Raw genomic sequence first — 25998 nt, forward strand, 5'->3', positions numbered from 1 at the left:
GATTACATTGCTAAACATAGTCCATAAACATAATCATCAACCAACTTATTATTGAGTTTAGTGTTTTGGCGTAAGCAGTCTTCACGCTCAAAACCTAATTTCTCTAACAACTGATATGAACCAATATTATTCACCGAACAAGTAGCCGTTAACTTATTCACCCCCAACTCCGTAAAGGCATATTCTTTAAGCAGGCTTAACGCTTCGCTGGCAAACCCTTTACCTTGGGCACTGGGTTTCACCATAAAACCTACTTCAGCAATATTAGCCTGATGATTAACAATTTTCACCCCGATACTACCCAGTTTTTCACCGGTAACTATTTCGGTTATCCCCAACGTAAGCCAGTGTTCACTTGTTGCTGCCCAAGGTTGTGATTTAACCTCAAAAGCAGCCTTTGCCTCTGCATAAGTAAATGGCGTATATACGTGCTCCATCACCTGTGAAGACATTGATAGTTCGATAAATAGATCATAGTCAGAATGATCAAGGGGGGATAGTTGTATTCTTTTTCCGGTTAGTTTCACGTTATTTCCTTGGCTGTTAATTATTCCTATGTGGGCTTGAAAATAAGGCTGCTACATACGTTACCTCATCACGTTAATATCCCATACTTTCAATGCTGTAGAAACCATAAAAGAAAATGCCTATGAGAAGTGATTCATAACCGGTAAATGACGATGACAATTCCCGCACAACGCACTAAAAATAGAAATAAGCCGCTTAACTCTTTTTTTCACGTTTTTCAGAAAACCTTCCCTTTTTCGGTAAGCTCTATTTACCTAAAATCATACTTTTTATAATAACCCCTTTAAAATCAGCATACTAAAAACTGGCACACTATTCGCTCTATAGAGATTAAGTTACCTGGAATTATCGCTATCAACCTGAAGCTGTCTTAAAAAGCAGCATGGATATAAAAGCGTGGAGAGAAGCAACATGGATATCATAAAAACCACACCAGTGAAAAAACGCTCGTGGATAAAACCCGCAGCATTTATTGTTGGTGCTCTAGTGTTTAGTGTTTGGCAAATCACTCAAGCCAGTTCGGATACTAAGGTATCGCGCAGTGAATTGAGAATAGCTGCAGTACAAAAAAGTGATTTACCTTTTACCATTTCCGGCTTTGGCAAATTAATTTCTAAGCATAAACGTTTCTTAACATCACCAACGGTAGCCACAATTGAAGAAATTTTAGTGTTACCTGGCACACAGGTAATCGCTGATACCGTCATTATGAAATTAAGTAACCCTGATTTACGCCTACAAGTAAATAATGCACAAATGGAACTTGCTCGACACCAAGCTGGCTTGCGTGAGTTGAAGATTAATCAAAAAAGTGCCTATTTGGCGCATCAGGCAATACTAGTACAAATTAAATCAAACCTAGCGGCGGCAGAGTTAAAAGTTGAAGCACAATCAGGATTGGCCGCTAAAGGCATAGTATCATCGCTCGATTTTAAACGCTCTAAACTTGCCGCTACTCAACTAGCAGAGCAATTAGACATAGAGCAGCAAAGATTAGAGCACCTTCAAAGTGCTCACCAAGAAAAAATTAGCGTGCAAGGGCAATGGGCTAAACAGCTTGATGCCAACTTAGCATTAAAGCTGTCGTTACAAGCAGGCTTAGTGATTCGCGCAGATATTGAAGGGGTTTTACAATCAACGCCCGTCACCCTAGGACAAAGTGTCGCCGCAGGTGAGAAATTGGCACTGGTAGCAAGTAATAAAACCATGATAGCGCAACTGAAAATCCCTCAAAATGAGGCGCAAGATATTGCCATTGGCCATAAAGCGATAATCAATACCCGCAGTGCCTTTGTTAGCGGTGTAGTGAACCGTATAGATCCGGTGATTACTAACGGCAGTGTCGTTATTGATATCGATATTACCCAAGCATTACCCGTGAATGCCAGACCAGAGCTGAAAGTAGAAGGAAAAATTGAAATCGGCATGCTTAGCAATGCCCTTTACATAAAACAGCCTGTTGGCGTTAAAGCTCACTCAAGTAGTCAGGTTTTTACTTTACTTGCCAACCAACAAACTGCAACACTACGCACCATGAAGTTTGGTCGCGTTATTGGTAATAACATCGAATTACTTTCTGGTGCTAGTGAAGGTGAACAATTTATTGTTTCAGATACTTCTAGCTGGTCACCAAACCATAGCCTAACAATAACTGATTAATAGCCACTTATTATTAGTAACTAATTAATTAAAAAGGACTAAATCATGACCAAGCAAGCACTTATCGAACTTAAAAACATCCAAAAAGTTTATTCAAAAATAGACATGGAAACGCATGCGCTACGTGACATTAACATGGCAATTTTTGAGGGTGATTACCTCTCAATTTCTGGGCCATCAGGCTGCGGTAAATCAACCCTGTTATCACTGTTAGGTTTATTAGATACACCAACAAGCGGCAGTTACTTAATTAAAGGCCAAGAAGTAGCAAACTTAACGGCAGACGAGCGCGCTGAAATAAGAAACTTACATATTGGTTTTATTTTCCAAGCATTTAATTTAATTGATGAAATAAGCGTTTATGACAATGTTGCCTTGCCGTTGAAATATCGTGAGCCAAAGTTATCTGCGAAAGAAGTTGATGAGCAAGTGATGAGCAGTCTTAAAAAAGTAGAAATGCAGCACCGTTGTTCACACAAACCAAACCAACTTTCTGGTGGTCAGCAACAGCGTATAGCTATTGCCCGCGCACTCGTTGGCAAACCCAGTATTTTATTAGTGGATGAGCCTACCGGTAACTTAGATTCTAAAAATGGTGATTTAGTGATGGCTTTATTAGATGACTTAAATAAAGAAGGGACCACCATTTGTATGGTTACCCATGATCCGAGATATGCTGATCACGCTAAAATTAAATTGAATTTATTAGACGGTATTATTTTAGATAACATTGCCCTGGAAAGTGCCTTACAGGAGGCAGTATGAGATTTTTAATTAACGATATAAAAACCACTGCTGCGAGTTTATCTCGAGTACCTGGTTTTGTCTTAACCACTGTTTTTACCCTGTCATTAACCTTAGGTGTTTTATTAGCGGCCTTTAGTTTAAATCATTTATTGCTGTTTAAGGCGTTGCCTTATCCTGATGCTCAAAAGTTAATTTTAATGGAGCAAGAATTACAGGAAGGTGATAGAAAATTTTCTGGATCGCAATATTTTGTCGCGCAAAAGTTAATGTATCAAAAGCAAAAAAGCTTAGAGAGCATGGCGTTGGTTTTTCGTGATAACGCAATCTTGGCAAGTTTACGCGATAAACCGTTAACTGAGATCAGTTACGTTACCCCTGAATATTTTGACCTGTTAGGTACTCCCATGCTTATGGGGCGTGCTTTTACTGACCAAGAGAATATTGATAGCCATAAGGCCAATGCCTTAATTAGTGAACAGCTATGGCGTACACAGTATGGAAAAGATGCCAATATTCTCGGTCAGAGTATTACCTTAGGCGAACAGCAATATAAAGTAGTTGGTGTGGTCGCTTCGAGCTTTGCTGAGCCAAGCAACTTTGCTGACGATGCCAATTCACAAATCTGGTTACCATGGGATTTTCATGGCCAAGATGAGGAAAGCTGGAACTATGTATATAGTGCTACCTCAGCTATAGGTAAATTAGCGCCAACGTCATCAATAGCGCAAGTCACTGCGGAATTTAATACCCTTGTTGACCCTATCTTTCAACAAAATGGTCGAGTGGGTAAAGCGAAACATCAGGCAATTGTCGCTCAATTTCAAGATTTCCAAGTGGCCATCATTGGTGATAATAAATATATAGGTTTATTGGTGCTTTTGGGTGCTGGAGTATTGCTCCTCATTGCTTGTGCCAATATCGTTAACTTATTCTTTTCAAGAGCAGCGCAAAGACAGCGTGCTTTGGTGATACAAGCAACATTAGGCGCAAAACTTAAACATCTATTTTTCGATATTTGGTTAGAAAGTCTATTGTTATGTACCGCTTCAATGATTATTGGTTTAGTTATTGCGGGCTGGAGCATTGAGCTATTACGTAGTGTCGCCAGTCATGCACTACCGCGTTTATCCGAGTTGTCATTAGACTTAACTGCCGTCGCCTTTGCTGGTGTATTAACGTTAACCTTGTCACTCATATTTTCCGTTATTACCTTAAAACTGATTAACCATAAACAGTTAATTTCACAACTGCAATCTAGCGGTAAAGGTACTGGCGCACAAGTTAACGCTAAGGTACGTAATACACTCATTGCCAGTCAAATTTGTTTAGCAACGTTATTGTTATTAGTGACTAGCTTAGTGATGACTAACGCGCTTAACGTGTTAAATCACCCGCTAGGTTTTGATGATGAAAACCTGTACAACCTGAAGTTAGATATTGGAGAAGGTTATCCTGAAGATGAAGCTAAAATGCAACTTTCTCGTGATTTACTTAACCAGCTACAAAAAATGAATGGCGTATCAAAAATATCACGCGCTAGTAATCCTCCTATCAGGCGTGGCAGTAGCAACACCGGACTATTTAATAACGACAGTGTTAAGTTAGGTCACTTCTCTTTTGTATTCATTGATGACAATTATTTTAATACCGTTGGTTTAAAAGTGCTTGCTGGCCGCGGCTATAATCAACAAGATGTCAGAGACGATACTGACACCATTATTTTAAGCAAAGCTGCTGCGACAAAAGTGATTGCTGGCATAGGTAATGGTAACGGAAAAATTGAAGATATTATTGGTAAGGTGGTTTACTCTGCAGGTGGTGATACCTCGACAGTCATTGGCGTTGTAGACAATATTTACAACCCTTACAACCATGAAAAAACTCAGGGTGCTATGATGTATTTTTCGTCTTCTCGCACCAATTTCATTATCAGAATGCAAGATGGCAAGACTTTAGATAAATCACAGATTATTAATTTACTTGATGAGCACTTTGCTGAGGTTAAAGTATGGAAATTCACCTCTATTTCAGACATACATGAACAATTGGTTTACCAGAAAAAACTCACCTTATGGCTAAGTTTAGTATTAGGACTTTTTGCTTTGCTCTTGGCTGCCGTTGGTATTTATGGTGTTATTAGCTATAACAGTCAAATGCGCCGCTATGAATTAGGTATACGTATGTCACTTGGCGCGAAGAGTAAGCGTATTTTACTTGAGTTTATTGGTGAGTCATTTACCCCCATTGCTGCGGGTTTTGGCTTCAGTTTGCTGTTAGCTGTGATACTTTATAGTTTCGCACAGCAGCATATCAACCAATGGTTGAGTTTTGACTGGGTGATGGTATCAAGTTGCTTACTGGCATTAATCGCCATTGCGCTAGCTGCCTGTTACTTTCCAGCTAAAAAGATCATCGCCAGCGATCCGATTAAGGCACTGAGAAACGAGTAACAAACCATACTTTAAATTCGTCATTCCGGTTATTTCTTAAGCCGACGCGGAACGGATACCGCTTATGAGATAATGCAGACGGTACAGGAAGTACCTTATGAGATAATGCAGGAGCAATTATCCTGAGCAATTATCCTGAATGATTTTCTTTAAACACTAGACTCCCGATTAAACACTTCGGGAGTGACGGTAAGCAAATAGTTGCCGATAATAAGATCACATAAGAAAAACATAATGAAAAAAACAATAATTGTCGTTGATGACCAAAGTGATTTGCGATTATCCGCTAAATTTATTTTAGAAAACTACGGCTATAACGTTGTTGAAGCCGACTCTCCCCTACAAGCGCTTGAGGTTATAGCCGAACAAACGGTTGATTTAATGTTGCTTGATATGAATTTTCAGTACGATACCACGTCAGGCAAGGAAGGCTTGGACATGCTGAAAACCTTAAAAGAAAAAAATCATCACTTCCCCGTGATTGTCATGACCGCATGGTCAACGGTAGAAATTGCCGTTGAAGCCATTAAGTTAGGTGCGAAAGATTTCATTGAGAAACCGTGGAAAAATCAACGTTTGGTGCGAATAATTGAGCAACAATTTCAATTAGGCTCTGTGCAGTTAGAAAACAAAAGGCTAAAGGCACAACGTCCAACCAGCAACGTATTTATGCTAGGTGAATCTGCCGCAATGCAGTTAGTACTTACTCAAGCTAAAAAGCTTGCAGTAACAGACACTCCTATTTTAATTACCGGTGAAAATGGTACCGGAAAAAGTATGTTGGCTAAATTTATTCATCAACATTCGACGCGTTGTAATGAAAGTTACGTCACCGTGAATATGGGCGCCATTCCTGAAACCCTATTCGAAAGTGAACTGTTTGGTCATACCAAGGGCGCGTTTACCGATGCGAAAAAAGATCGTATGGGCCGTTTTGAAGCCGCTGAAGGTGGTAGTTTATTTCTCGATGAAATTGGTACCATTCCACTGAACTTGCAGCCAAAATTATTACGCGTGCTTGAATCAGGTGAATTTGAGCCAGTAGGCTCCAGTAAAACATTACAAGCACAAGTCAGGTTAATCGCCGCCAGTAATATCGACTTTCAACAAGCGATTGCTCAAGGTGATTTTCGCCAAGATTTATATTATCGCATCAATACAATCGTACTTGATATTCCGCCGCTTCGACGCAGAAAAGAAGATATATTGCCGTTAGCTCAACATTTTTTAGCAGAGAAAAGTCAGAAATACCATAAGTCGGATTTATTCCTATCGGAGCAAGCCAAAAAAGCATTAAACCATTACGATTGGCCAGGTAATATTCGTGAACTTAGCCATGTCATTGAACGCGCGGTACTATTAAGTGACAGTAACGAGATTGAAATAACAGGTTTAACAGACCAATTGTTAGACGGCACTCATAAAAGCAATGGCGAGATGCCCTTTATGACTATAGATGAAGCAGAGCAGCAATTAATTAAGCAAGCGTTACAAAAGTCTCAAGGTAAAGTCATCGAAGCAGGTGAATTATTAGGTCTGGGTAAAAATGCTATTTATAGACGATTAGAGAAATATCAAATTGACACAAAATCTTAATCCTAGTAGCAATGCTAATGCAAAAACTAATACTAGCATCAGTTTAGAGCGACGCTTTACCTGGCTTATACTCGCCAGCTTATTACCAACTTTAGTGTTGTTTATTGCCATGGGCATTGCCTTTGACTTTAAGCTACTGGGCTGGTCAACAGTAGGCTTGCTGCTTGCTATCATTTACACCTGCTTAGTCATAGCGCTCTACCGATTAGTTATCACGCCCTATTACAGTTTAACCAGCTTAACCGAAGCGTTAAAGATGGAAGATTATAGTCTTAGAGCTAAATCTCCTTTTAGTCGGGGTATCGTCGCTAAATTATTTAACGAGTTATCCAGTCTCAGCCAAAATTTGCAAGTGAGTAAAACCCGTTACGACCAACAAATGTTTTTACTTTATGGCTTAATTGAGCAGTTAGAATCACCGGTATTAGTGTTAAATCAAGATGATCAACTGCAACATGCTAACCCAGCGGTAAGCCAATTATTCTCAGTACCTTGGCAAACATTAAAACAAAGCCCTGCACAAAAATTAGGACTAAAAAAGCTTAATGGCTTTTGGGGATTTGATGAAAATAATCCGCTAAACGTTGGCAAGAAGTGGCAAATAAGACAAAGTGAGTACAAAGAAAATAACAATAACTACCAGCTACTTATGCTGAATAATATTAGTCAAGAGTTACAAAAAAATGAACAAGAAGCATGGCAAAATATTATCCGAATTCTCAACCATGAAGTGCGTAACTCTTTAACGCCTATTTCAGCACTGAGCCAAAATTTATTAGAAATGCCTGATCTCACCGCAGAGCAATGCCAGCAAGCGATTAAAATTATTGATAACCGTAGTAATAATCTCTTGGCATTTATTGATAGTTATTCAGATTTAGCCAAACTCCCTTCACCTAATACCCAGCAATTCGACTTAGCAGAATTATTACACGATATTGCTAACTTAGTGCAACAGGTAACAATTAAGCTAGCTAGCCCGTTAATTATCAAAGCAGATAAAGGCCAGCTTGAGCAAGTACTGCTTAACTTAATTAAGAACGCTAAGGAAGCACAGCGATCAAAGGCAAAGATAAATAAAGTTGTAGAACAAGCTTCAGAAGCAAGCAAGAACACCTTAGAGAAGGACATTGAAATTCAGGTTTTTAAAACCGAACAACAAGTGATTATTAAAGTGTTGGATCAAGGCTGTGGTATAGCTAATTCTGCTAATTTATTTGTGCCTTTTTACACCACTAAAGAAACAGGCTCTGGTATTGGTTTAGCCCTTAGTAGAAAAATAATAGCCAATCATCAGGGAGAATTGACGCTGACTAACAGAACGGACTTGGCTGATTCCACCGGTGCAGTTGCTACGCTAACCTTGCCCTTGGCTTTTAAATAATTAGCCGCACTACTGCGTGAACTACCTATGTTTATCTTTATAAATAAAGAAATCAACGAAGTAGAATAAAATTTAGCTATTCTGCACAATGTTAACTAATACCAAAAAGAAGACGTAATTTAGACGCTAAGTTATCTCTATGAATAATCCGCTTTGCCAAAGCCCGAAAGCGGGTACTCATACAATAGAATGATACTGACTATTTTATTTTCTGTATGACATTTTATTTTTCCAATTACCCAACAGTCTTTGATAAGTGCCATCTTTATGAATTTCGTCAATAATCAATGTGAGATTATCAATAACCTTTTGATTGGTATTCTTATTGCAAGCTAAATAAAATTCTGACCATAAATTACTAATCTCGTATTCTTTATGTAATTGATTGATATCAATGCCAGCCAATTTTGCTCTATAAGAGATTGTAATATCATCGGCAACGATAAAATCAATTTCCGAACGAGAGTAAAGGATATTGATTAAGGCATTAGAATTATCGAGTACATATAAATTGATACCCTCACTAAATCCCATTTCGAGTAATGCTTGATGAGGAGCATTATTGCGCTTTACTGCAGTGGTATACTTTTTAATATCTTCGAGACTACTTATCTTATAGTTCTGCTTGTTTTTAAGTCCCCAAACGATCGCTTTATTATTCTCAGTAATTCTCCCGATCCACGTAAACAAATTTTCTCTACTGGATAAACGAGCAATAGAAAAAATACAGTGATTCGGCTTTTTAAGGGCAAAATTATAGGCTACAGTCCAAGGATAAGCATTTATGCTATATCTATATTGGCTTCGCTTCATCACTTCAATCATCAATTCCGTCGTAAAACCAGATAAAACATTATTCTGGTCTACTATTTGATAAGGAGGAAAATGTTCTGTCACTAAAGCGACATCAACTTCTTTGGCACCAAAAACATCCACAGAAATAACAATGCACAAAGTTAGCAAAAACTTGCAACTTACTTTGTATTGAATATTAAATCGAACTAATAACTTAGTAAAATTCATCATAATGTTTAAATTACTAAATTTACTATGTAGGTGAGCTAAATCGTCTAGAGGCTCATAGTATACTATCTTTTTTATTCTCAACTAAACATCTCCAAGTTTCAGTTCAGCAAAACATACGTATTATTCATTTTACCATATAATATTAATAGTTTGAAAATACTGTAGGACCTAATGGGTAAGCAACTAATTATTAACATAAAATTTCACCTGATTTATACCAATAAAATGGTAAATTTAGTAATGGGTACTTAACTTTCGCCGTCTGAAATTAGCGAAGCGGATGTTAGCCATAACTACCTCTCATGTCAGGAATGCGCTGTTCAGGATTCAACTTAAATAGTACGAAATCCAACCAATAAAATTCATTCTACTGACTGATTACTTAAATAATATGAATAGCTATGGTAATAGTAGCTGAGCCAACATTGTATCGGTGCTCTCGCAAGATAAAGTCAACCATAGGGTTAATGAGTACGAGACCAGTACAATATGAGTTAAGCAACATGTTTTTAATGCGCGATCGGATACCCTAATGCTTCCCACTCGGGTAAACCTGAATGACTGACGCAGGTGATATTCTCTAGTCCCATCATTGCCAAATTAGTTAACGCTGTTTGAGACCGTCGACCAGAATGACAGTAAATATAAATGTGTTTAAAGTCTTTAAGTGCTTCGAGGTGATCGGGCTCTGTACCTAGTGGAATATTTTTACTGTTAGGAATATGACCCGTTAAATATTCTTCTTCTGTGCGGTTATCAATAATCAAATTATCAGGGTTTTCTTGTTGCCATATTTGATAAAGCGATGACATTGAAAAGTCTTCATGTACATAAATATTGGGATTAAAGTTAATGCCACAGCCTTCATTGGCAGGTACTGCTTCATTAATTTTTTTGGGTAAGGCTAAATTCAGATTATCCATAATATCAATAAAGTCAGCCAATGATTTTTGCTTGCCAAGTCGAGCGTTCCATTGCTTTTCTTCAGCAATAGTAGAGCTGGTATTGCCATTATAATCATGACCAGGGTAAACAACGGTCTCCTCAGGCAGGTTAAACAATTTTTCAGTAACACTACGGTATAAAACTTCTGAACTGCCCTGCTGAAAATCAGAACGACCACAACCTCTAATCAACAGTGTATCCCCCGTGAAAACCCTGTTATCAATATAATAACTCATGCAACCGCAGGTATGACCCGGTGTACTTATCGCTTTAATCTGAAAATGGCCGAGGGGAAGTTCATCGCCATCAAGGAGTTCAATATCAATAGACTTAATCGCAGCCGCTTTATTGTAAACAATTTGGGCACCCGTTTTTTGCCGCATTAAGCCTGCTGAGCTGATATGGTCGGCATGCACGTGGGTTTCAATAGCGTAAAGTAGTTCGATGCCAAGCTCTTCAATATATTGTAGGTCTCGCTTTAACTGCTCCTTAACGCCATCAATAATCGCGCCTTCATGGCTATTTGGATCAACCAACAAATAAGTGTAAGTACAGCTGTCTCTATCAAAGAATTGCTTTATATATAATGGCTTGATGGGTAATGGTTGCTGGCAGGATGAAATGGTCATAACTCTACTCACATATATTGATGTACATGTTAGTAAGTATAGTTAGTGCGATGAAATTTAGTCGAAGGTTTATGGCATATTTTTTAGTATTAATTAGGGCAATCAAAAAAGCGTAATAATCACTTACTACGCTTTTTTATTATTCGAATCTAAGACTCGATAAATAGTGTAACCAACAGCTGAACTACTGAAACATTGAACTTATATTTCTTTAATGCGTACGCTACCGCCACTGGTTTTTAATACCAACTCAGGACCACCACCATTAATAGTACCAATAATAGAACGTTTCTTCGTTGTGCCATTAACAGCAAACTCACTTGATACACGTCCACCACTGGTTTTAGCCGAAAGATTTACCGCGACATCTTTCGCTAAATAAGCAGTAATAGAGCCGCCAGAGGTTTTTACACTACTATCTTTAGTCGGATTCGTTGGTAATTTAAGGGTAATACTACCACCAGAGGTTTTAGCATCAATTTTTCCGATAATGTTATCCAAATCTAAACTGCCGCCAGAGGTTTTAATATCAACATCCCCGACCATATCCTCTAATGTAATTGAGCCGCCTGATGTATGGGCATCAACTTTCCCTTTCAGGTTTTCAATTTCAATAGAGCCACCGCTGGTATCAAGGTTTAGATTGTAATTTTCCGGTACGGTAACTTTATAAGTAACGCGTATATGATTATTACCGAAGCCAAAACTGCTACGGTCAAAATCACCTTTAATACTGACGTTTTCATCACTATTATTGAAGCTAACCTCCATATCATCTTCATTACTGCCAGTAATTGTTACTGCAACCAATACCGTTTCTTTTGCATGGGTATCAATATCTATAGCGCCAACATCGGTCGCTATTTTCAGTAAACCATCATTAGCGACAGTGAACTCTTTATTAATAGTTTTTGCTTGCAAGCCACCTGCAATTAACAACAGTGCTATCGGGGCATATTTAAAAGTATTTTTCGCGTTTAACATAGGGTATCTCCATATATCTTTATTATAATATTTCTATTTTAAGTGACTTATACCAAAGGTATTAATCTATTAATCACTTAGCAAGAATTGCGGTCATTGCTAAGTGAGATGCAACAAAAAGATAAAAGGTTTAAAACTATTTATACTTTATTTAAAAATTAATATTAACGCTACAAAACAGCCTATCTTTAAGCTCTAGGCTAACCATGAACTTAAGAAAAAACCACCAAAAATTAAAATAATAAAGAGTAACAATGCCAATATTAGCGGCTTAGGCCCAGCGGCTTTAATAGTCGCCCATTGAGTTTGTGCGCCTAATGCAGCCATTGCCATTGCTAAAGAAAATTGGCTAGCAAAACTGAATGCTACTTTAAGAACCTCTGGCAATATAACAATACTATTAATCATAGCGGTAGCCATAAAGCCAAAAACAAACCATGGAATAGTAATAACACTTTTTTCACGCTTAGCGCTTTTACTAACACCATTATATGCACGGTTAGCAATGCGATTCAGTCCTGCGCTTAGCATTAAAATAAATGGTGCTAACATCATCACTCGAATAAGTTTCACCACCACTGCTGTTTGCATGGTTTCGCCATTAATACTTTGTCCTGCGGCAACGGCTTGTGCTACTTCATGGGCGGTACTACCGATATAAATACCAAAAGATTGGTCGGTCATATCCACCCACTGATAAATAAATGGGTAGCTAAACATAGCTAAGGTACCAAACAGTACGACAGTAGCAATGGCAATAGTAATGTGTTCTTGCTTTGGTTTAAGTACCGATTCGGTCGCAAGTATGGCTGCGGCGCCACAAATAGCGCTGCCCGCAGCGGTTAAAATAGCAACATCACGATGCAGTTTAAGTACTTTAATACCAACAAAAGTGCCGACAGAAAAAACGGTAGTTATCACCACTAAATCAATAGCAACTGCTTGCCAACCTACTGCGATAATTTGCTGGAAGCTCAAACCAAAGCCAAACAATACAATACCGACCCTAAGCAGCTTTTGTTTACAAAACGTTGAGAACTGTTGGTCTCTTTCATCTTCAACTCTTAATGAAAAATGACCATAAAGCATGCCAAAAACAATAGCTAAAGGCAGTGCGCTCAAGCCAAAAGCGGAGATTGCTTCTACTTTTGCTAGGGCAATGGCTAATAAGGCAATGATGGGGAGAACTATATAGGTAGGCATAACGCACCTCTTTGCTAATGAATAGCGAATAAAGAACGACTTATTTAACTCATAAGCCGGTGACTATGTGTTTACCCGTCACTTTCAACCAGTAATCACTTTATGGAATATAATATAGCGTAAAGTTTTAAATAAGAATAATGGATTGATTCGATGTATAGTATTCAAAAAACCGAACTATAATTAATTCACTAAAACTGAGTTAACTAACGATGACTAATGTTAACTCTCCCTAAGGTAATTTAAGCCATGAGTATTTCGATAAAAAAGCTACAGTTGTTTGAAGCAACAGCGCGCTTAGGTAAATTAACTAAAGCAGCCAGTGAGCTTTCTTTAAGCCAGTCTGCCGCTAGCCAAGCGTTAAAAGAATTGGAAGAAAGTTTAGGTTACCCACTATTTGATCGCGTGGGCCGAGATTTATTGATCACTGAAAATGGTCTTAAGTCGCTACCTAAAGTGCGGCAAATAGCCGATTTACTCGATAGCCTAAAACTTGCTAACTTAAACACCATGAGTGGTGTATTGAGAATTGTCGCCAGTGCCACCATCGCCACTTATTTACTGCCTAAGCTAATAGCTAAGTTCGTAAAACTTTACCCAGACGTTGCCCCTGAAATACACATAGGTAATACCCAAATGGTGATAGATTACTTAGATAAAGGTAAAGCTTCTATTGGTTTAATAGAGGGGCCTGCCGTGCATAAGCACTTACAAATAACGCCGTGGCAACAAGACCAACTACAAATATTTTGTCCGCCTGATCACCCGCTCGCAAAAAAATCGACCATTAGCCTTGAGCAACTGCAACAACAATCTTGGGTATTGCGTGAACATGGCTCAGGTACACGAGCAATATTTGATGCCGCCATTGAACAAGCGGGTGCACAAATTAATTTAGGCATAGAGCTAACGAGGCAAGGTGCAATTAAAGAGTCGGTCAAAGCAGGTTTAGGGTTAGGTTGCTTGTCACAACTCACCATTGCTGAAGAGGTAAAAATAGGTAGTTTAGTGGCGCTGAAATCACCATTAAATTTATCGCGACGCTTTGCTTTAGTCACCCATAAAGATAGTCACCATAACTTGCTTGGCCAAAATTTTATCGATTACTTAAAATCAGCTCCCTCGTGTAAATAACGGCACAACAGATATCAAAAGGGCAATGAATATTATTCATTGCCCTTTTTTATTAGGGCTGAGCTAAACAGAATTTATCTTTAGCTTAGCCATTGTTATGTTTATATTTAGCTTTATACCAATCACACAAACTAAGTGATCATTTCTACTTGTTAAAAGTAATAATTACTGCGTTATTTATTTAATAATTAGAACAACTAGTTAGTTAAATAAATGCCTTGAACTTATCACTTTTTCCTACGTATAAAATAGGTCACTTAATTAATGTAATTGGTATTATTCATACCTAAGTGCTTTGATTGGATTTTTTCGCGCCACTTTAGCGGCATTACCACCAACAGTGCTCCAAGCAATAATCAGTGATAACAAACCAACGCCTAAACATATTGGTATCAACCAAATAGCATCTATGCGATAAGGGAAAGTTTCTAACCACGTTAACATTAAGTAAGCTGCAATAGGCCAAGCAATGAGGTTCGCCAGCATTACTGGTCTAGAAAATTGCCAGATAAGTAGGCCAACAATGTCTTTAACACTGGCACCCATCACTTTTCTAATACCAATTTCTTTGGTTCTTCTTTCTACCGTAAAAGCAGATAAACCATATAAACCTAAACACGCTATCACAATCGCGATTAATGAGAACACCAAGAATAACTGCGCAGTGGTGAGTTCATCATGGTATTGCGCCGCCATCATTTCGCTCAAAAACTGTAAGTTAATCGGCTGCATTGGTACGTTGTTCTTCCACACACCTTCAATGGCACTAATCAAATTGGGAATATTATTGGTATTAAAAGAGATATTGGCTACGCGAAAACGTTGTGGGTTCAACGTATAAACAGAGGCTCTTACACCAAACTTAATTGAACGAAAGTAAATATCTGGGATAACGCCAATGATAGTTAAATGCTGTGTTCCGCGGATATCACTTTCCAATGTTTTACCAATAGCCTCTTCTGCACTGCTGAAACCGAACTTTTTCAAAGCCGAACTATTGAGTATCACACTTGATTTACCCACTGAACCTTCGGGAGCTTTTTTTATGGTGTCAGAACCAAAGTTTTCATCAAACAAACGCCCTGCTATCGGCTTCACTTGATAAGCTTCAAAAAATCCATACCCCATATTATGGTAATTCATCAATTCAGCTTCATTAGCTCCTCCATTGACATGTGCTTCAAGTAGCTTGAAATTATTATTATTCTCATTGTCTTGCGATGGTGCCTCAGAAGAAAACGTTACACTCGTGACTTCAGACAAATTTAATAACTCTTGCGTTAAACTTGGTAAGTTATCCCCGGCGTTTCGAATACTAAGTACTAGCTTGTTATCACTTTCATAACCAACAGCCATGTTATTAGAGAAAATCGTTTGGCCATAAACAACCAAGGTTGAAATCACTAAAATAATGGATGTCGCGAATTGAAAAACGACTAATACGCTTCTAAATTTTGCCGAACTTTTCGACTCAACACTTTTACTCGATTTTAGAATTTGTCCCGGTAAGAAGCGTGATAAATACAATGCAGGATAGATGCCCGCGCCAATACCAACACAAACAGCCAGCCCAATTAAGGTGAATAATAAACTTGGATCATCCAATAAATGTAAAGCTAACTCTTTACCTAACACTTCATTATAAAAGGGTAATGCTAATTCAACAGCGACCAAGGCAAACAATAAAGAAAGTAAAACTAAGGCAATCGCCTCGCCTAAAAATTGAATAGCCACTTGGGTTCGGCTAGCGCCTAAGACTTTACGCATAGCAACTTCGCGCGCTCTTTTACTGGCTTTAGCGGTAGATAGATTCATAAAATTTATACAAGCAATAAGTAACACTAAGCTTGCGACAATAATAAAGGTAGTAATCATTTTACTATCACCCATGGGGGTTAAATCCCCGCCATTACCCGCTTGGCTTTTTGCATGTAAATGCAAGTCTGCCACTGGCATTACGTGCAGTTTAATGAAATCGGTAACCTGCTTATCTGAGGCTGTTTCACCTAAAATATTAACCAGCATCTCAACTAGTGGACTTTCATTATTCATCCAAAAATTAATACGCTCTTGTAATTGCTCCGGCACAATACCCTGATTCAATTTAAAGTAGGTATAGACGTTCAAACTAGTCCAAGTATTCAACATGCCATCATTATCGCTAAACAAAGCTGGCTGCAGATAAATCACCATATCGGTATTCAAATGCGTTGCATCAGGTAAATTTTTCATCACCCCAGTGATAGTCAAGGTTGCTGTATTTCCCGCAACACAACATACGGTAAGCGTTTCACCAATAACGTCACTTTTGCCAAAATATTTGTAAGCTAATTCTTCAGTGATAACCAAGTCCATTGGTTTATTAAACGAAGACTCTTTAGAGCCATGAATAAAAGGCAAATCAAATACATTAAAGAAACTGCCATCAACCATAGTGAATTGTTCTGGAAAGGCATTTTCATTTTGTCTTACTGTCATATCAAACTGAATAAAGCGTACGCCGGTTTCAATTTCATTTTTAGCATAATCACGGATCGCTTCCATCATGCTACCCGCCGATCGCACAGAATCAAACGGTTCTTGATTAGGAATAGAATAAGCGGTGTGTGTACGTACTAATTGACCATGGTCTTTAATCCAGGTATCAAAACCAGATTCTTGGCGAACAAATAACATGATTAAAATGCAGCTCATCAAACCGATGGCTAGACCAAAAATGTTAATAACCGAAAAAATACCGTTTTTAATGATATTGCGCCAAGCGGTAATAAGGTAATTGTGAAACATAAACTTCTCCTAATTCTCGATTAAGCCGTTTGCTCAGCAGCACGAACACTTTGTGCAACCACATGACCATCAAATAAATTAATAGTACGTCTAGCGTAATCAGCATGTGCAGGGCTATGTGTCACCATCACTATGGTGGTGCCTTCATCGTTAAGTGCTTGCAACATTTCCATTACTTCTTGTCCGTGGGCACTATCTAAGTTACCTGTGGGTTCATCGGCCAAAATCATTTTTTGATCGCCAACAACGGCTCTAGCGACGGCAACACGCTGTTGCTGACCGCCAGATAACTGACTTGGTAAATGTTTAGCGCGATGAGCAATACCGACTTTATCCATGACTTTGGCCACTTTAGCTTTACGCTCTGCTGCTGGAATTTTGTGATAAATAAGTGCTAACTCAATATTTTCAGCGACGGTTAACTCATCAATCAAATTAAAATTTTGAAAGATAAAGCCAATACTTTTTTTACGAATAACTGACAGCTGTTTTTCTGAATAACCCGCAACATTTTCGCCGTTAAAAATATAATCACCACTACTCGGTGAGTCCAACATGCCAATGGTATTAAGCAAGGTTGATTTGCCACAACCCGACGGTCCCATAATGGCAACAAACTCGCCTTGGGCAATTTCAATATTTACATTGTTCAAAGCCGATGTTTCTACGTCTTCGGTTTGATATACGCGTGTTAAGTTATGTAGTTGTAGCATGGTAAATTCCTTTGCTCTTCATGAGTCTTTTAATGTTCTGTTATTTGTTTAATTCGGTTATGAATTTTGTTTATTACGCTTTGATAAACTGGCGTTGTAGTTCTAATGATCATTAATTAAAGCTAAGTTTTTGCATCTCTTGGTAGCTGCTATAAGGGCTAGTGACTACTTGCTCATCTAATTCAAGACCTTCAATCACTTCAATAAACTGGTTGTTACGTCTGCCTAAGCGCACGTTACGTTTCACAGCTTCACTGCCATCAGGGCTAACAACAAACAGCCACTTGCCACCCGTATCTTGAAAAAATGCACCATTTGGGATCAGCAGTGCTTCACTGGCATCGCCGAGTGTTAGTTTGATTTGAATCGTTTGTCCGCGGCGAATACCTTCGGGTTGCTCGGCGATAAATTTAAAATCGACTTCAAATTGACCGTTTTGCACTTGTGGATAAACTTTGGCAATGACCAAGGAATAATTTTTATAAGTCGCCGTTTGACCAATATCAACGCGGCCTAGGTAGAACTCATCAATAAAGGCGGTTAGCTTATAATCGTTAGGTGTATCTATTTGACCGAGACGTTCACCACGGGCAATGCTCTGCCCTACTTCAACATTAAAGCCAGATAACGTACCGGCTACAGGCGCTTTAACATTCATGTTATCTAAGTTTTGGCGCGAAATGGCTAGGTTACTTTCTAAACGGCTACTGGTTTCTCTTAAAAACGTGAGTTGCTCACCTTGCATACGCGCATCTGATTGCTGACTTTCCATCGTTAATGCCAAACGATCTTTGTACCAAGTTAAGGTATCTTCACTATCTTCGACTTGCGTCTTGGTAATCGCTCCAGTGGCGATAAGTGATTGTGCGCGGTCAACTTGGCGGCTTAATAACTTAATTTGGTGTTTAATATCAACAATATTGCTTTTATGTTGTAAACGGTTTTGTTCGAGGTTTAATTCAATAGATCGCATATTATTTAGTTGCTCTGCTACCCGAGTTTCATTACCTAAAACACTGAGTTGCAGTGAAGCATTTGATAGCTCTACGATAAGATTTCCAGCCGTTAAACTCGCACCATCTTCGACGAGGATTTTTTCTACACGACCTCCTTCAATAGCATCTAAGTAAACTGTTTTTGCCGGAGTGACTCGACCACGGATAGGAATGAAATCTTCAAATACACCTGAAGTCACTTTTGAAATAACGATGCGACTATTATCTACCGATAAAACTTTACCTGTGCTTTTACCGGCAATCATATAGCCGGCAAAAACCACAATGAGGATTATCACCATAAGGCTGAGCCACTTTTTCATTGGGCTAACATTCGTGACTACTTTACGATCCATACCTGAACCCGAAACGGCTTTAGTTACAGAAGTAAGAGGAGTGCTGTTTTTTGTCTTGTTTACTTGGGTCATATTAACCTGTCATTAAGAAGTATTAGCTTAAGCCAATAGATAAACTTAACCTTAACAATCCAATAATCGTTCCAACTTGCAAGTCCTTGCTTTTATTACCTTTTAAAATAAACAGCTAAAATAAGTGCAATTTGAACTGTACGTTTATGAACAGTAGGTGTACGTTAATGAACACTTCGTGCTATATATTCACTAGAGCACAAGCATACAAATAGGAATTTATAGCGTGAAAAAAGAAGGCAGAATCCTCATTGTAGATGACGATGAAGATATTTTAACTGCGGGTAAACTACTGCTAAAACGCCATTTTTCACAGGTAAGTACCTGTAATGTGCCTGAGCATATTCCCCGTTTTATTAACGACCAACATTTTGATGCCATCATTTTAGATATGAATTTTGGTCCCGGTGAAAGCTCCGGCGCGCAGGGGTTTTATTGGCTACAAAAAATATTAGAGATTAAGCCACAAAGCGTAATCATCATGATCACCGCACATGGCGGCGTAAATGTTGCGGTTGATGCCATGAAGTTAGGCGCCACCGACTACATTGCTAAACCTTGGCAAAATGAAAAAGTGATTGCGACGGTTTCAACGGCGGTATTATTAGGTAGAAGTCGTAGTGAAGCGCAAACATTACGAGAAACTAACAAGGTATTAGTACAAGCGAGTAACTCGGCAAATCAGCAAAATATGCTGGGGCAATCTCAAGCGATGCAGCAAGTACAATCGTTAATTTCCCGCTGTGCACCAACCGAAGCTAATGTGATGATATTGGGTGAGAACGGCACAGGAAAAGAACTCGTTGCCAGAGAGATACATCAGCAAAGTACGCGTGCTCAACAAGTATTTATGTCGGTAGATTTAGGCGCAATTAGCGAGACTTTGTTTGAAAGTGAATTATTTGGCCATAAAAAAGGCGCTTTTACTGGCGCGCAGCACGATAGAATTGGCCGTTTACAAGCGGCAGATGGTGGCACGTTATTTTTAGATGAGCTAGGTAACTTACCGCTGCATTTACAAGCCAAATTGCTTACCGTATTAGAACAAAGAAAAGTAACGCCTCTTGGTGAAAATAAGGCGATAGCGTTTAATGTCAGAGTAGTCTCGGCTACCAACTTAAACCAAGAAACCTTAAAAGATGAGCAGCATTTCCGACAAGATTTATTATTTAGACTCAATACCGTTGAAATTAAGTTACCGCCTTTACGCGAACGCAGCGATGACATAGCGCTACTTGCTCAACATTATGTCGAGTTTTACGCCAAGAAATATCAGCAGCAAGGTAAGTGTACTAAGCAGCTCAGTACTGAGGCATTAACAGCCATATCTTCTTATGCTTGGCCGGGCAATATTCGAGAACTTCGCCATGCCATTGAACGTGCCATGATATTAAGCCAGTCTGAAATGCTCACAGCTGCTGACTTTCAGCTTGATGTTGTTAGCCATATTCAGCCGAGTACATCGACAGCAACAACAGAGGCAGAATTAGGCATAACAGCAGTACCACCAACAGTAGCCGTTGAGCCTATAGCAACTCAAAACGTTGAGATGACACTACCTACGGAACTCAACCTAGAGCAAATAGAAAAAAATGTTATTACCCTAGCATTGAAGAAACATCGTTTTAATATTAGCCACACAGCCAAAGAGCTTGGTTTAACACGTGCCGCACTTTACCGTAGGATGGAAAAACATGGACTTTAAACGCTTTTCACTCTTAATAGCCACGCGCACTATATTAGCTATGCTCACGCTAATTTTTTTGACGCAAGCAGTGCTGCATGAGGGTTATCACGCAACGGTACTCCTGCTAGCTGCAATACTAGTTATTCAGTTTTTTGAAATAATACGTTTTATTTCCAAAACGAATGCGGAGTTAGTGCGCTTTTTTGATGCCGTGCGTCATGCCGACTTTTCACAGCGATTTGAACTTAAGTCTCTGGGCACAGGGTTTGACGAATTAGGCTCAACCTTTACTGATATTTTAAAGCGAATCCAAGCGGTACGTTCAAATCAAGAAGCAGAGTTACGTCACATTAAAGCCGTTATTGAGCATGTGCCTGTCCCGCTATTAAGCATTGATCATAATGGTAAAATTACCTTATGGAACAACAGTGTTAGGCGATTATTTGGCACTAATGCCGTTACTCATATCGATGATATGGCAAAATTTAATGCGGATTTTCCGAAAAAATTACAAGGTATTTTAGCGGGTGAGCGTACGCTGGTGAATATCACCATTGATGATATGGAACATAAGTTAATCATTTCAGCCACTGAAATTATTACCGCAACACATAAAGAAACCTTGCTCAGTATGCAAGATATTCAAAGTGAACTTGCCCTCGCTCAACTGCAAGCTTGGCAAGATTTGGTCAGTGTTTTAACCCACGAAATAATGAACAGTATTACCCCAGTAGCCTCATTGGCTAAAACAGCAGTAGACTTAGTACAAGATGTGCAAGAAAAAACCCAGACCTTATCAGCTATTAGTGAAGAGATTCCTCAAAAATTAGCAGAGGAGTTAAGCGAGGAATTAGATGATGTATTATCTGCTGTCAAAACCGTCGCCAGACGAAGTGACGGTTTAATGCAGTTTGTCACCAGTTATCGTCGCTTAACACGCCTGCCCTCACCCAATAAAAAAACCATGTCGGTGGCGATTCTATTTGATCATGTAACCCGGCTAGCCAAGCAGAATTGGCAAGAAAGTGATATTGAATTAAGCTGCAGTGTTATGCCTCAAGCTTTAGATATTCATGTTGACCCTGACATGATCGAGCAAATACTACTTAACTTACTACTAAACGCCGAACACGCTCTAGCTAAAGTAGACCGTCCTATAGAACAACGAACTCTTGCTCCACAAATAATGCTAAATGCCTTTTTAAATGTCAGAGGTCATGTCGTTATTGAAGTGGCTGATAATGGTAAAGGTATTGAAGATGAAAATATGACGCAAATTTTTGTGCCGTTTTTCACCACAAAAAAAGAAGGCTCTGGTGTCGGTTTAGCCTTAACAAGGCAAGTAATGTTGGCGCATAACGGCAAAGTTGCTGTGCGTAATAATAACCAAGGCGGCGCAACATTTAGCTTAACTTTTTAATTTAACATGCTTACGCACTAGACTCCGGTACGTCACCCCGTGGTGTATTAATCGGACGTGCCATGGATGGCACTTATTAGACAATGCATGGAGCTTATCGCCCTGGATGCAGTTTTAAAAAGTGAAGGGTCATCGACCAGAGACTTCGAAGATGACGTTTACAGCAATATACTAAGTTAACTACATAGCGCTTAAATTTAATTATTAGCCTTCACTTTAGGTAAAGCCCATTGTTCAAATAGGCCATCACTGTTAGCAGTAACCGCTTTGTCTTGGTCTACATAAGCCACACTCAGTATTGATGACCGACCTCGTGTCATTGTCGATTGCCACTCAGCAATCAATGCGCCATCAGCTACTCGCCACAATTTAATAACCTGTTTAGGTGAGCCCGTTAACAACAGCGAATTATCACTGGAGAATAATGAATCATTAAACTCGAAAAATCGTAAATTAGTATCTAATGCTGATAAAATTTTTCCCGTCGATAAATCCCAAAAGGTACGGTCTTTTATCGCATCTAGGGTAAAAGCAATCTTAGCGTCAGCACTAATTTTGACATGATTAACCCTTGAACCATGAGAGAATTCATAAACATCTTCCCCTGAGCTTGTTTGCCATAAGCGCGCTGTTTTATCACTTGAACCGGTAAAAGCCATTTCACCATCGTCAGATAAGCTCACCGAATTAATATCTAATCTATGCTTTTCAAAAGTACTTACTTCGTTGCGTTTAACATCAATAATTCTGGCTTTCCCACTGCGAAAACCTAGTAATATTTTGCTGCCATTCGCTGAAATATCTATATCGTTAATGATGTTGTCTTCGACTTGCCACTCACCGATATGTTTATTGCCCTGCATCGAATATAAACGTACCGACACTTGATTTGAGACTAAATAAAACTGATTATTTTCACTAATATCAACTAATTCAATGAACTCAGCCTCTTTACCTGTTAAACAATGTGATGGTGATTCAACCTGCTTTTTATTCCATAAACACACTGTTTTACCATCAGCAACCAAATTAAACTGACCATCCTTAGACAGTGCTGCCGCGGTAATGATGTTATCACTATGACTTAAGGCTAATTCTGATTTACCCGTATGAACTTCTTGTTGGCTACAACCGAAAAGACTTAACGCGCTTATAACTCCTAATAGCGTGATAACTTTAACCATAACGAACTATTCCTTAATAAATATTCAATGACATTGGCGATTCAGTAGTGACTATAAACGATTACTGTCAGGCAGAAAATGAAACTGGGCGATAACCGTATAAAAATATATTTTAGGCTAGCCAATAAACCACATTCGGTAACAAAAACTCACTTTCGTGCACGCATTTGATATTAATCTCCCCTTAACGAAGCTTATGAATTATGGGGAAATAAAGGATATACCTAGGCTTGGGTGATGGAACCAATCATGAAACACATTGTGGACCTTAAAAAGAGTATGGCGCTATACCGTAATATTAAGCCAGGCGAGGAATTTACCGGTTATAAAAAATAGTTATAGTTCGCTAAATAAATGAACCTATTAATTAATTTATTGAGTAAATAAGTAGAATAATTGAGTAATCTAGACTAATAAATATAGTATTAATGGTTTTTAGTGTGTTGTTGCTGGTTTCTTTGGCTTTTTAGCAATACAATATCTTTATAGGGTACGCAATTCTATTAAAGCGAGTATTATTAGGATGGAGTTGTATAGAATCTATTGTTGGGGCAACTAATAAGGTGCTCCCAATATACGGTTTAGCTGTTATGTATCCAACAAATTTCTGATTATGTAATGGTGATAGCGAATCAGAATTAAATTTTTTCACCAAAAAAAAAGAGAATGTTATGAGTAAAGGTATAGTTAAGTGGTTTAATGCAGACAAAGGTTTCGGTTTTATTACTCCAGAAGATGGCAGCAAAGATTTATTTGTTCATCATTCAGAAATTCAAGCTGGTGGTCAATATGCTACTTTGGCTGACGGCCAAGCAGTAGAATACGAAGTTGGCGAAGGACAGAAAGGTCCATGCGCAAATAAAGTTGTAGCTGTTTAATTACTAGCATATAACAACTAGGTAAGCGGATGCGCTACGCGTACTCGCTTACCTAATCTTTATTTCATTAGACTGATGGAATATGACTGAAAATATTCAGGGTGAATAAGTTAATAATCACTATCACGCTAACGACACTTTTATCTGGGTGTGTTATTCCAGTGAGTTCCAGTTGCAGTAATACTCTCCCTTAGAAAATTCAAATAATGATTTTCCTCCTGAAGCACAAAAAAACCAACAAAAGAAGAATCATCGAGTAAGCTTGCTGAGACGAATACAAAATGCTCTGATTTAATAGGTAAATCTCAGAAATAATGCCTACGAAATAATGCCTACGAAATAAGAATGCATCGTACGATCCCCTTGATGAATTATAAAAATATCTTATCAAATAATTGCCACACCTACCAACTACCAACTACCACGTTATTTAATTAATAAGAGTTCATTCACTTTTTCTTGCGATAGTTTTTTAATATCTGACAATCTCACTCCTTATCATTAGGGCAAGACATCGCTAAGGCGTGCAATGTTTATCGCTCGACTTTATCCTACTGTTTTACGAAAAAATTGATTATTACACCATGACTCACCTCAAAGAATCAGCTAGATAATCCTTTTAAATCTAGGGTGCACAGCCAGATCTAAATTTCTTGTTACAAACTCCTGCGATAAAAACATTGCTAAACAAAAGCAAAAAACAATATAGTAGTATCACCAGCTACTACTATAAAATTAATTCAAATGATTAAAAATCAGGAAAGCCAACAGCAACTGCTAACCAGACAATTAAGTCAATTAGGCTTTACCCAATTAGAAAGTGAAGTTTATTTACACTTGCTAATTAATGGTGACAATACTGGCTATGCAGTAGCCAAAGGTATTGGTAAAGCGGTAGCTAATGTGTATAAAGCGGTAGAAGGTTTGTCAAATAAAGGTGCCATTGAGATCACCATTGGCGATAGTAAAATTTGCCATGCCACACCTTGGCAGCAAGTGTTAACCAACGCGCAATCTCGCTTTTCAGAAAATATCTCAGAATTAGAAGAGCAGTTAAAACGACTTCCTGCTCAACAAGACGACGAAAGTGTCTATCAATTAAAAAATACAGAGCAAGTTCTGGCTACGGCAAACTTAATCATTGCACAAGCAAGCGCAATTATTGTCGCTGAATTGAAACCCGAAGCTGCCACTCACTTTGCTCCGTTATTAGCACAAGCAGCAGCGCGAGGTGTTGAAGTGCGTGTTAAAGTTTATCAAGCTATCGATATTAAAGGCGCGCAAATAACACTTAGACAAAAAGGTGAGCAAGTCTACGCAAAAACGGACAATACCTCATTTAAGATTTGTGCAGATGGTAAAGAGTCGATAACGGCAATATTAAGCGCTGATTTTAATAATGTGATTCAGGCGTTTAAATCAAAAAGCGCACTAATCTGCATGGAAATGTATTGCGGACTCATTTACGAACTTATTCTTACCGACTTAAAACAAGCTATCCCTGCTGGCGATATCAAACGTTGCCAACAAATCTTAGATGAAACAGAACATTTACACCCTTTTTCAACTGAAAATAATGTTTTTACTGTATTTAAAGCACGTTATCAACAATAAAAATAAA

General features: G+C 38.5%; 19 protein-coding genes. 10 read left to right on the top strand and 9 right to left on the bottom strand.

What is annotated here, in order from left to right; genetic code table 11:
• Positions 1 to 2: 2 nt before the first annotated feature.
• The gene (locus tag CXF71_RS02540) at positions 3 to 527 is read right to left on the bottom strand and encodes a GNAT family N-acetyltransferase (RefSeq protein WP_101231429.1); all 525 of its coding nucleotides are present in this window, start codon (positions 525 to 527) and stop codon (positions 3 to 5) included.
• A gap of 412 nt (positions 528 to 939) precedes the next feature.
• Here CXF71_RS02540 and CXF71_RS02545 point away from each other — a divergent pair, with 412 nt between their 5' ends.
• From CXF71_RS02545 to CXF71_RS02565, 5 genes are all read left to right on the top strand, one after another.
• Positions 940 to 2187, top strand: coding sequence for an efflux RND transporter periplasmic adaptor subunit (locus tag CXF71_RS02545; protein ID WP_101231430.1), 1248 nt, complete (start codon positions 940 to 942; stop codon positions 2185 to 2187).
• A gap of 45 nt (positions 2188 to 2232) precedes the next feature.
• Entirely contained in the window at positions 2233 to 2952 is a 720-nt protein-coding gene (locus CXF71_RS02550; RefSeq protein ID WP_101231431.1) for an ABC transporter ATP-binding protein, read from the top strand.
• Positions 2949 to 5384: an ABC transporter permease gene (locus CXF71_RS02555; protein WP_101231432.1), complete on the top strand. Its 2436-nt coding sequence runs from the start codon at positions 2949 to 2951 to the stop codon at positions 5382 to 5384. The genes CXF71_RS02550 and CXF71_RS02555 overlap by 4 nt, the downstream gene beginning before the upstream one ends.
• A 234-nt stretch (positions 5385 to 5618) precedes the next feature.
• Positions 5619 to 6980, top strand: coding sequence for a sigma-54-dependent transcriptional regulator (locus CXF71_RS02560; RefSeq protein WP_101231433.1), 1362 nt, complete (start codon positions 5619 to 5621; stop codon positions 6978 to 6980).
• Entirely contained in the window at positions 6964 to 8364 is a 1401-nt protein-coding gene (locus CXF71_RS02565; RefSeq protein WP_101231434.1) for a sensor histidine kinase, read from the top strand. Before CXF71_RS02560 ends, CXF71_RS02565 begins: the two co-directional genes overlap by 17 nt.
• Before the next feature lie 204 nt (positions 8365 to 8568).
• On the opposite strand, the gene CXF71_RS02570 is transcribed toward CXF71_RS02565, so the two are convergent.
• From CXF71_RS02570 to CXF71_RS02585, 4 genes are all read right to left on the bottom strand, one after another.
• Positions 8569 to 9390 carry a substrate-binding periplasmic protein gene (locus CXF71_RS02570; RefSeq protein ID WP_157826685.1) on the bottom strand — a complete coding sequence of 274 codons (822 nt, stop codon included), beginning with the start codon at positions 9388 to 9390 and terminating at the stop codon, positions 8569 to 8571.
• 509 nt (positions 9391 to 9899) lie between these two features.
• The gene (locus CXF71_RS02575) at positions 9900 to 10964 is read right to left on the bottom strand and encodes an MBL fold metallo-hydrolase (RefSeq protein WP_101231436.1); all 1065 of its coding nucleotides are present in this window, start codon (positions 10962 to 10964) and stop codon (positions 9900 to 9902) included.
• Between the two features lie 201 nt (positions 10965 to 11165).
• Positions 11166 to 11948 carry a DUF4097 family beta strand repeat-containing protein gene (locus CXF71_RS02580; RefSeq protein ID WP_101231437.1) on the bottom strand — a complete coding sequence of 261 codons (783 nt, stop codon included), beginning with the start codon at positions 11946 to 11948 and terminating at the stop codon, positions 11166 to 11168.
• A 195-nt stretch (positions 11949 to 12143) separates the two neighbouring features.
• On the bottom strand, positions 12144 to 13151 hold the full coding sequence (locus tag CXF71_RS02585; protein WP_101231438.1) for a YeiH family protein: 1008 nt from the start codon (positions 13149 to 13151) through the stop codon (positions 12144 to 12146).
• A gap of 249 nt (positions 13152 to 13400) precedes the next feature.
• Here CXF71_RS02585 and CXF71_RS02590 point away from each other — a divergent pair, with 249 nt between their 5' ends.
• Positions 13401 to 14285 carry a LysR family transcriptional regulator gene (locus CXF71_RS02590; protein ID WP_101231439.1) on the top strand — a complete coding sequence of 295 codons (885 nt, stop codon included), beginning with the start codon at positions 13401 to 13403 and terminating at the stop codon, positions 14283 to 14285.
• A gap of 276 nt (positions 14286 to 14561) precedes the next feature.
• Here CXF71_RS02590 and CXF71_RS02595 read toward each other — a convergent pair whose 3' ends face one another.
• From CXF71_RS02595 to CXF71_RS02605, 3 genes are all read right to left on the bottom strand, one after another.
• Positions 14562 to 17072: an ABC transporter permease gene (locus CXF71_RS02595; protein ID WP_101231440.1), complete on the bottom strand. Its 2511-nt coding sequence runs from the start codon at positions 17070 to 17072 to the stop codon at positions 14562 to 14564.
• A 20-nt stretch (positions 17073 to 17092) separates the two neighbouring features.
• Positions 17093 to 17785, bottom strand: coding sequence for an ABC transporter ATP-binding protein (locus tag CXF71_RS02600; RefSeq protein WP_101231441.1), 693 nt, complete (start codon positions 17783 to 17785; stop codon positions 17093 to 17095).
• 112 nt (positions 17786 to 17897) lie between these two features.
• Entirely contained in the window at positions 17898 to 19208 is a 1311-nt protein-coding gene (locus CXF71_RS02605; protein ID WP_101231442.1) for an efflux RND transporter periplasmic adaptor subunit, read from the bottom strand.
• A 226-nt stretch (positions 19209 to 19434) separates the two neighbouring features.
• On the opposite strand from CXF71_RS02605, the gene CXF71_RS02610 reads away from it, so the two are divergent.
• Positions 19435 to 20913, top strand: coding sequence for a sigma-54-dependent transcriptional regulator (locus CXF71_RS02610; RefSeq protein WP_101231443.1), 1479 nt, complete (start codon positions 19435 to 19437; stop codon positions 20911 to 20913).
• Positions 20903 to 22315: a sensor histidine kinase gene (locus CXF71_RS02615; RefSeq protein WP_101231444.1), complete on the top strand. Its 1413-nt coding sequence runs from the start codon at positions 20903 to 20905 to the stop codon at positions 22313 to 22315. The genes CXF71_RS02610 and CXF71_RS02615 overlap by 11 nt, the downstream gene beginning before the upstream one ends.
• A 197-nt stretch (positions 22316 to 22512) precedes the next feature.
• Here CXF71_RS02615 and CXF71_RS02620 read toward each other — a convergent pair whose 3' ends face one another.
• Positions 22513 to 23499, bottom strand: a complete 987-nt coding sequence (locus CXF71_RS02620; RefSeq protein WP_101231445.1) for a WD40 repeat domain-containing protein — start codon at positions 23497 to 23499, stop codon at positions 22513 to 22515.
• Positions 23500 to 24170: 671 nt separating this feature from the next.
• On the opposite strand from CXF71_RS02620, the gene CXF71_RS02625 reads away from it, so the two are divergent.
• Positions 24171 to 24377, top strand: coding sequence for a cold-shock protein (locus CXF71_RS02625; protein ID WP_101227592.1), 207 nt, complete (start codon positions 24171 to 24173; stop codon positions 24375 to 24377).
• Between the two features lie 744 nt (positions 24378 to 25121).
• Positions 25122 to 25991 (top strand): TrmB family transcriptional regulator, encoded by an 870-nt coding sequence (locus CXF71_RS02630; protein ID WP_101231446.1) that lies wholly within the window; start codon positions 25122 to 25124, stop codon positions 25989 to 25991.
• Positions 25992 to 25998 lie beyond the last annotated feature (7 nt).

It is taken from the genome of Colwellia sp. 12G3 (assembly GCF_002836775.1).
Classification (GTDB): domain Bacteria; phylum Pseudomonadota; class Gammaproteobacteria; order Enterobacterales; family Alteromonadaceae; genus Colwellia.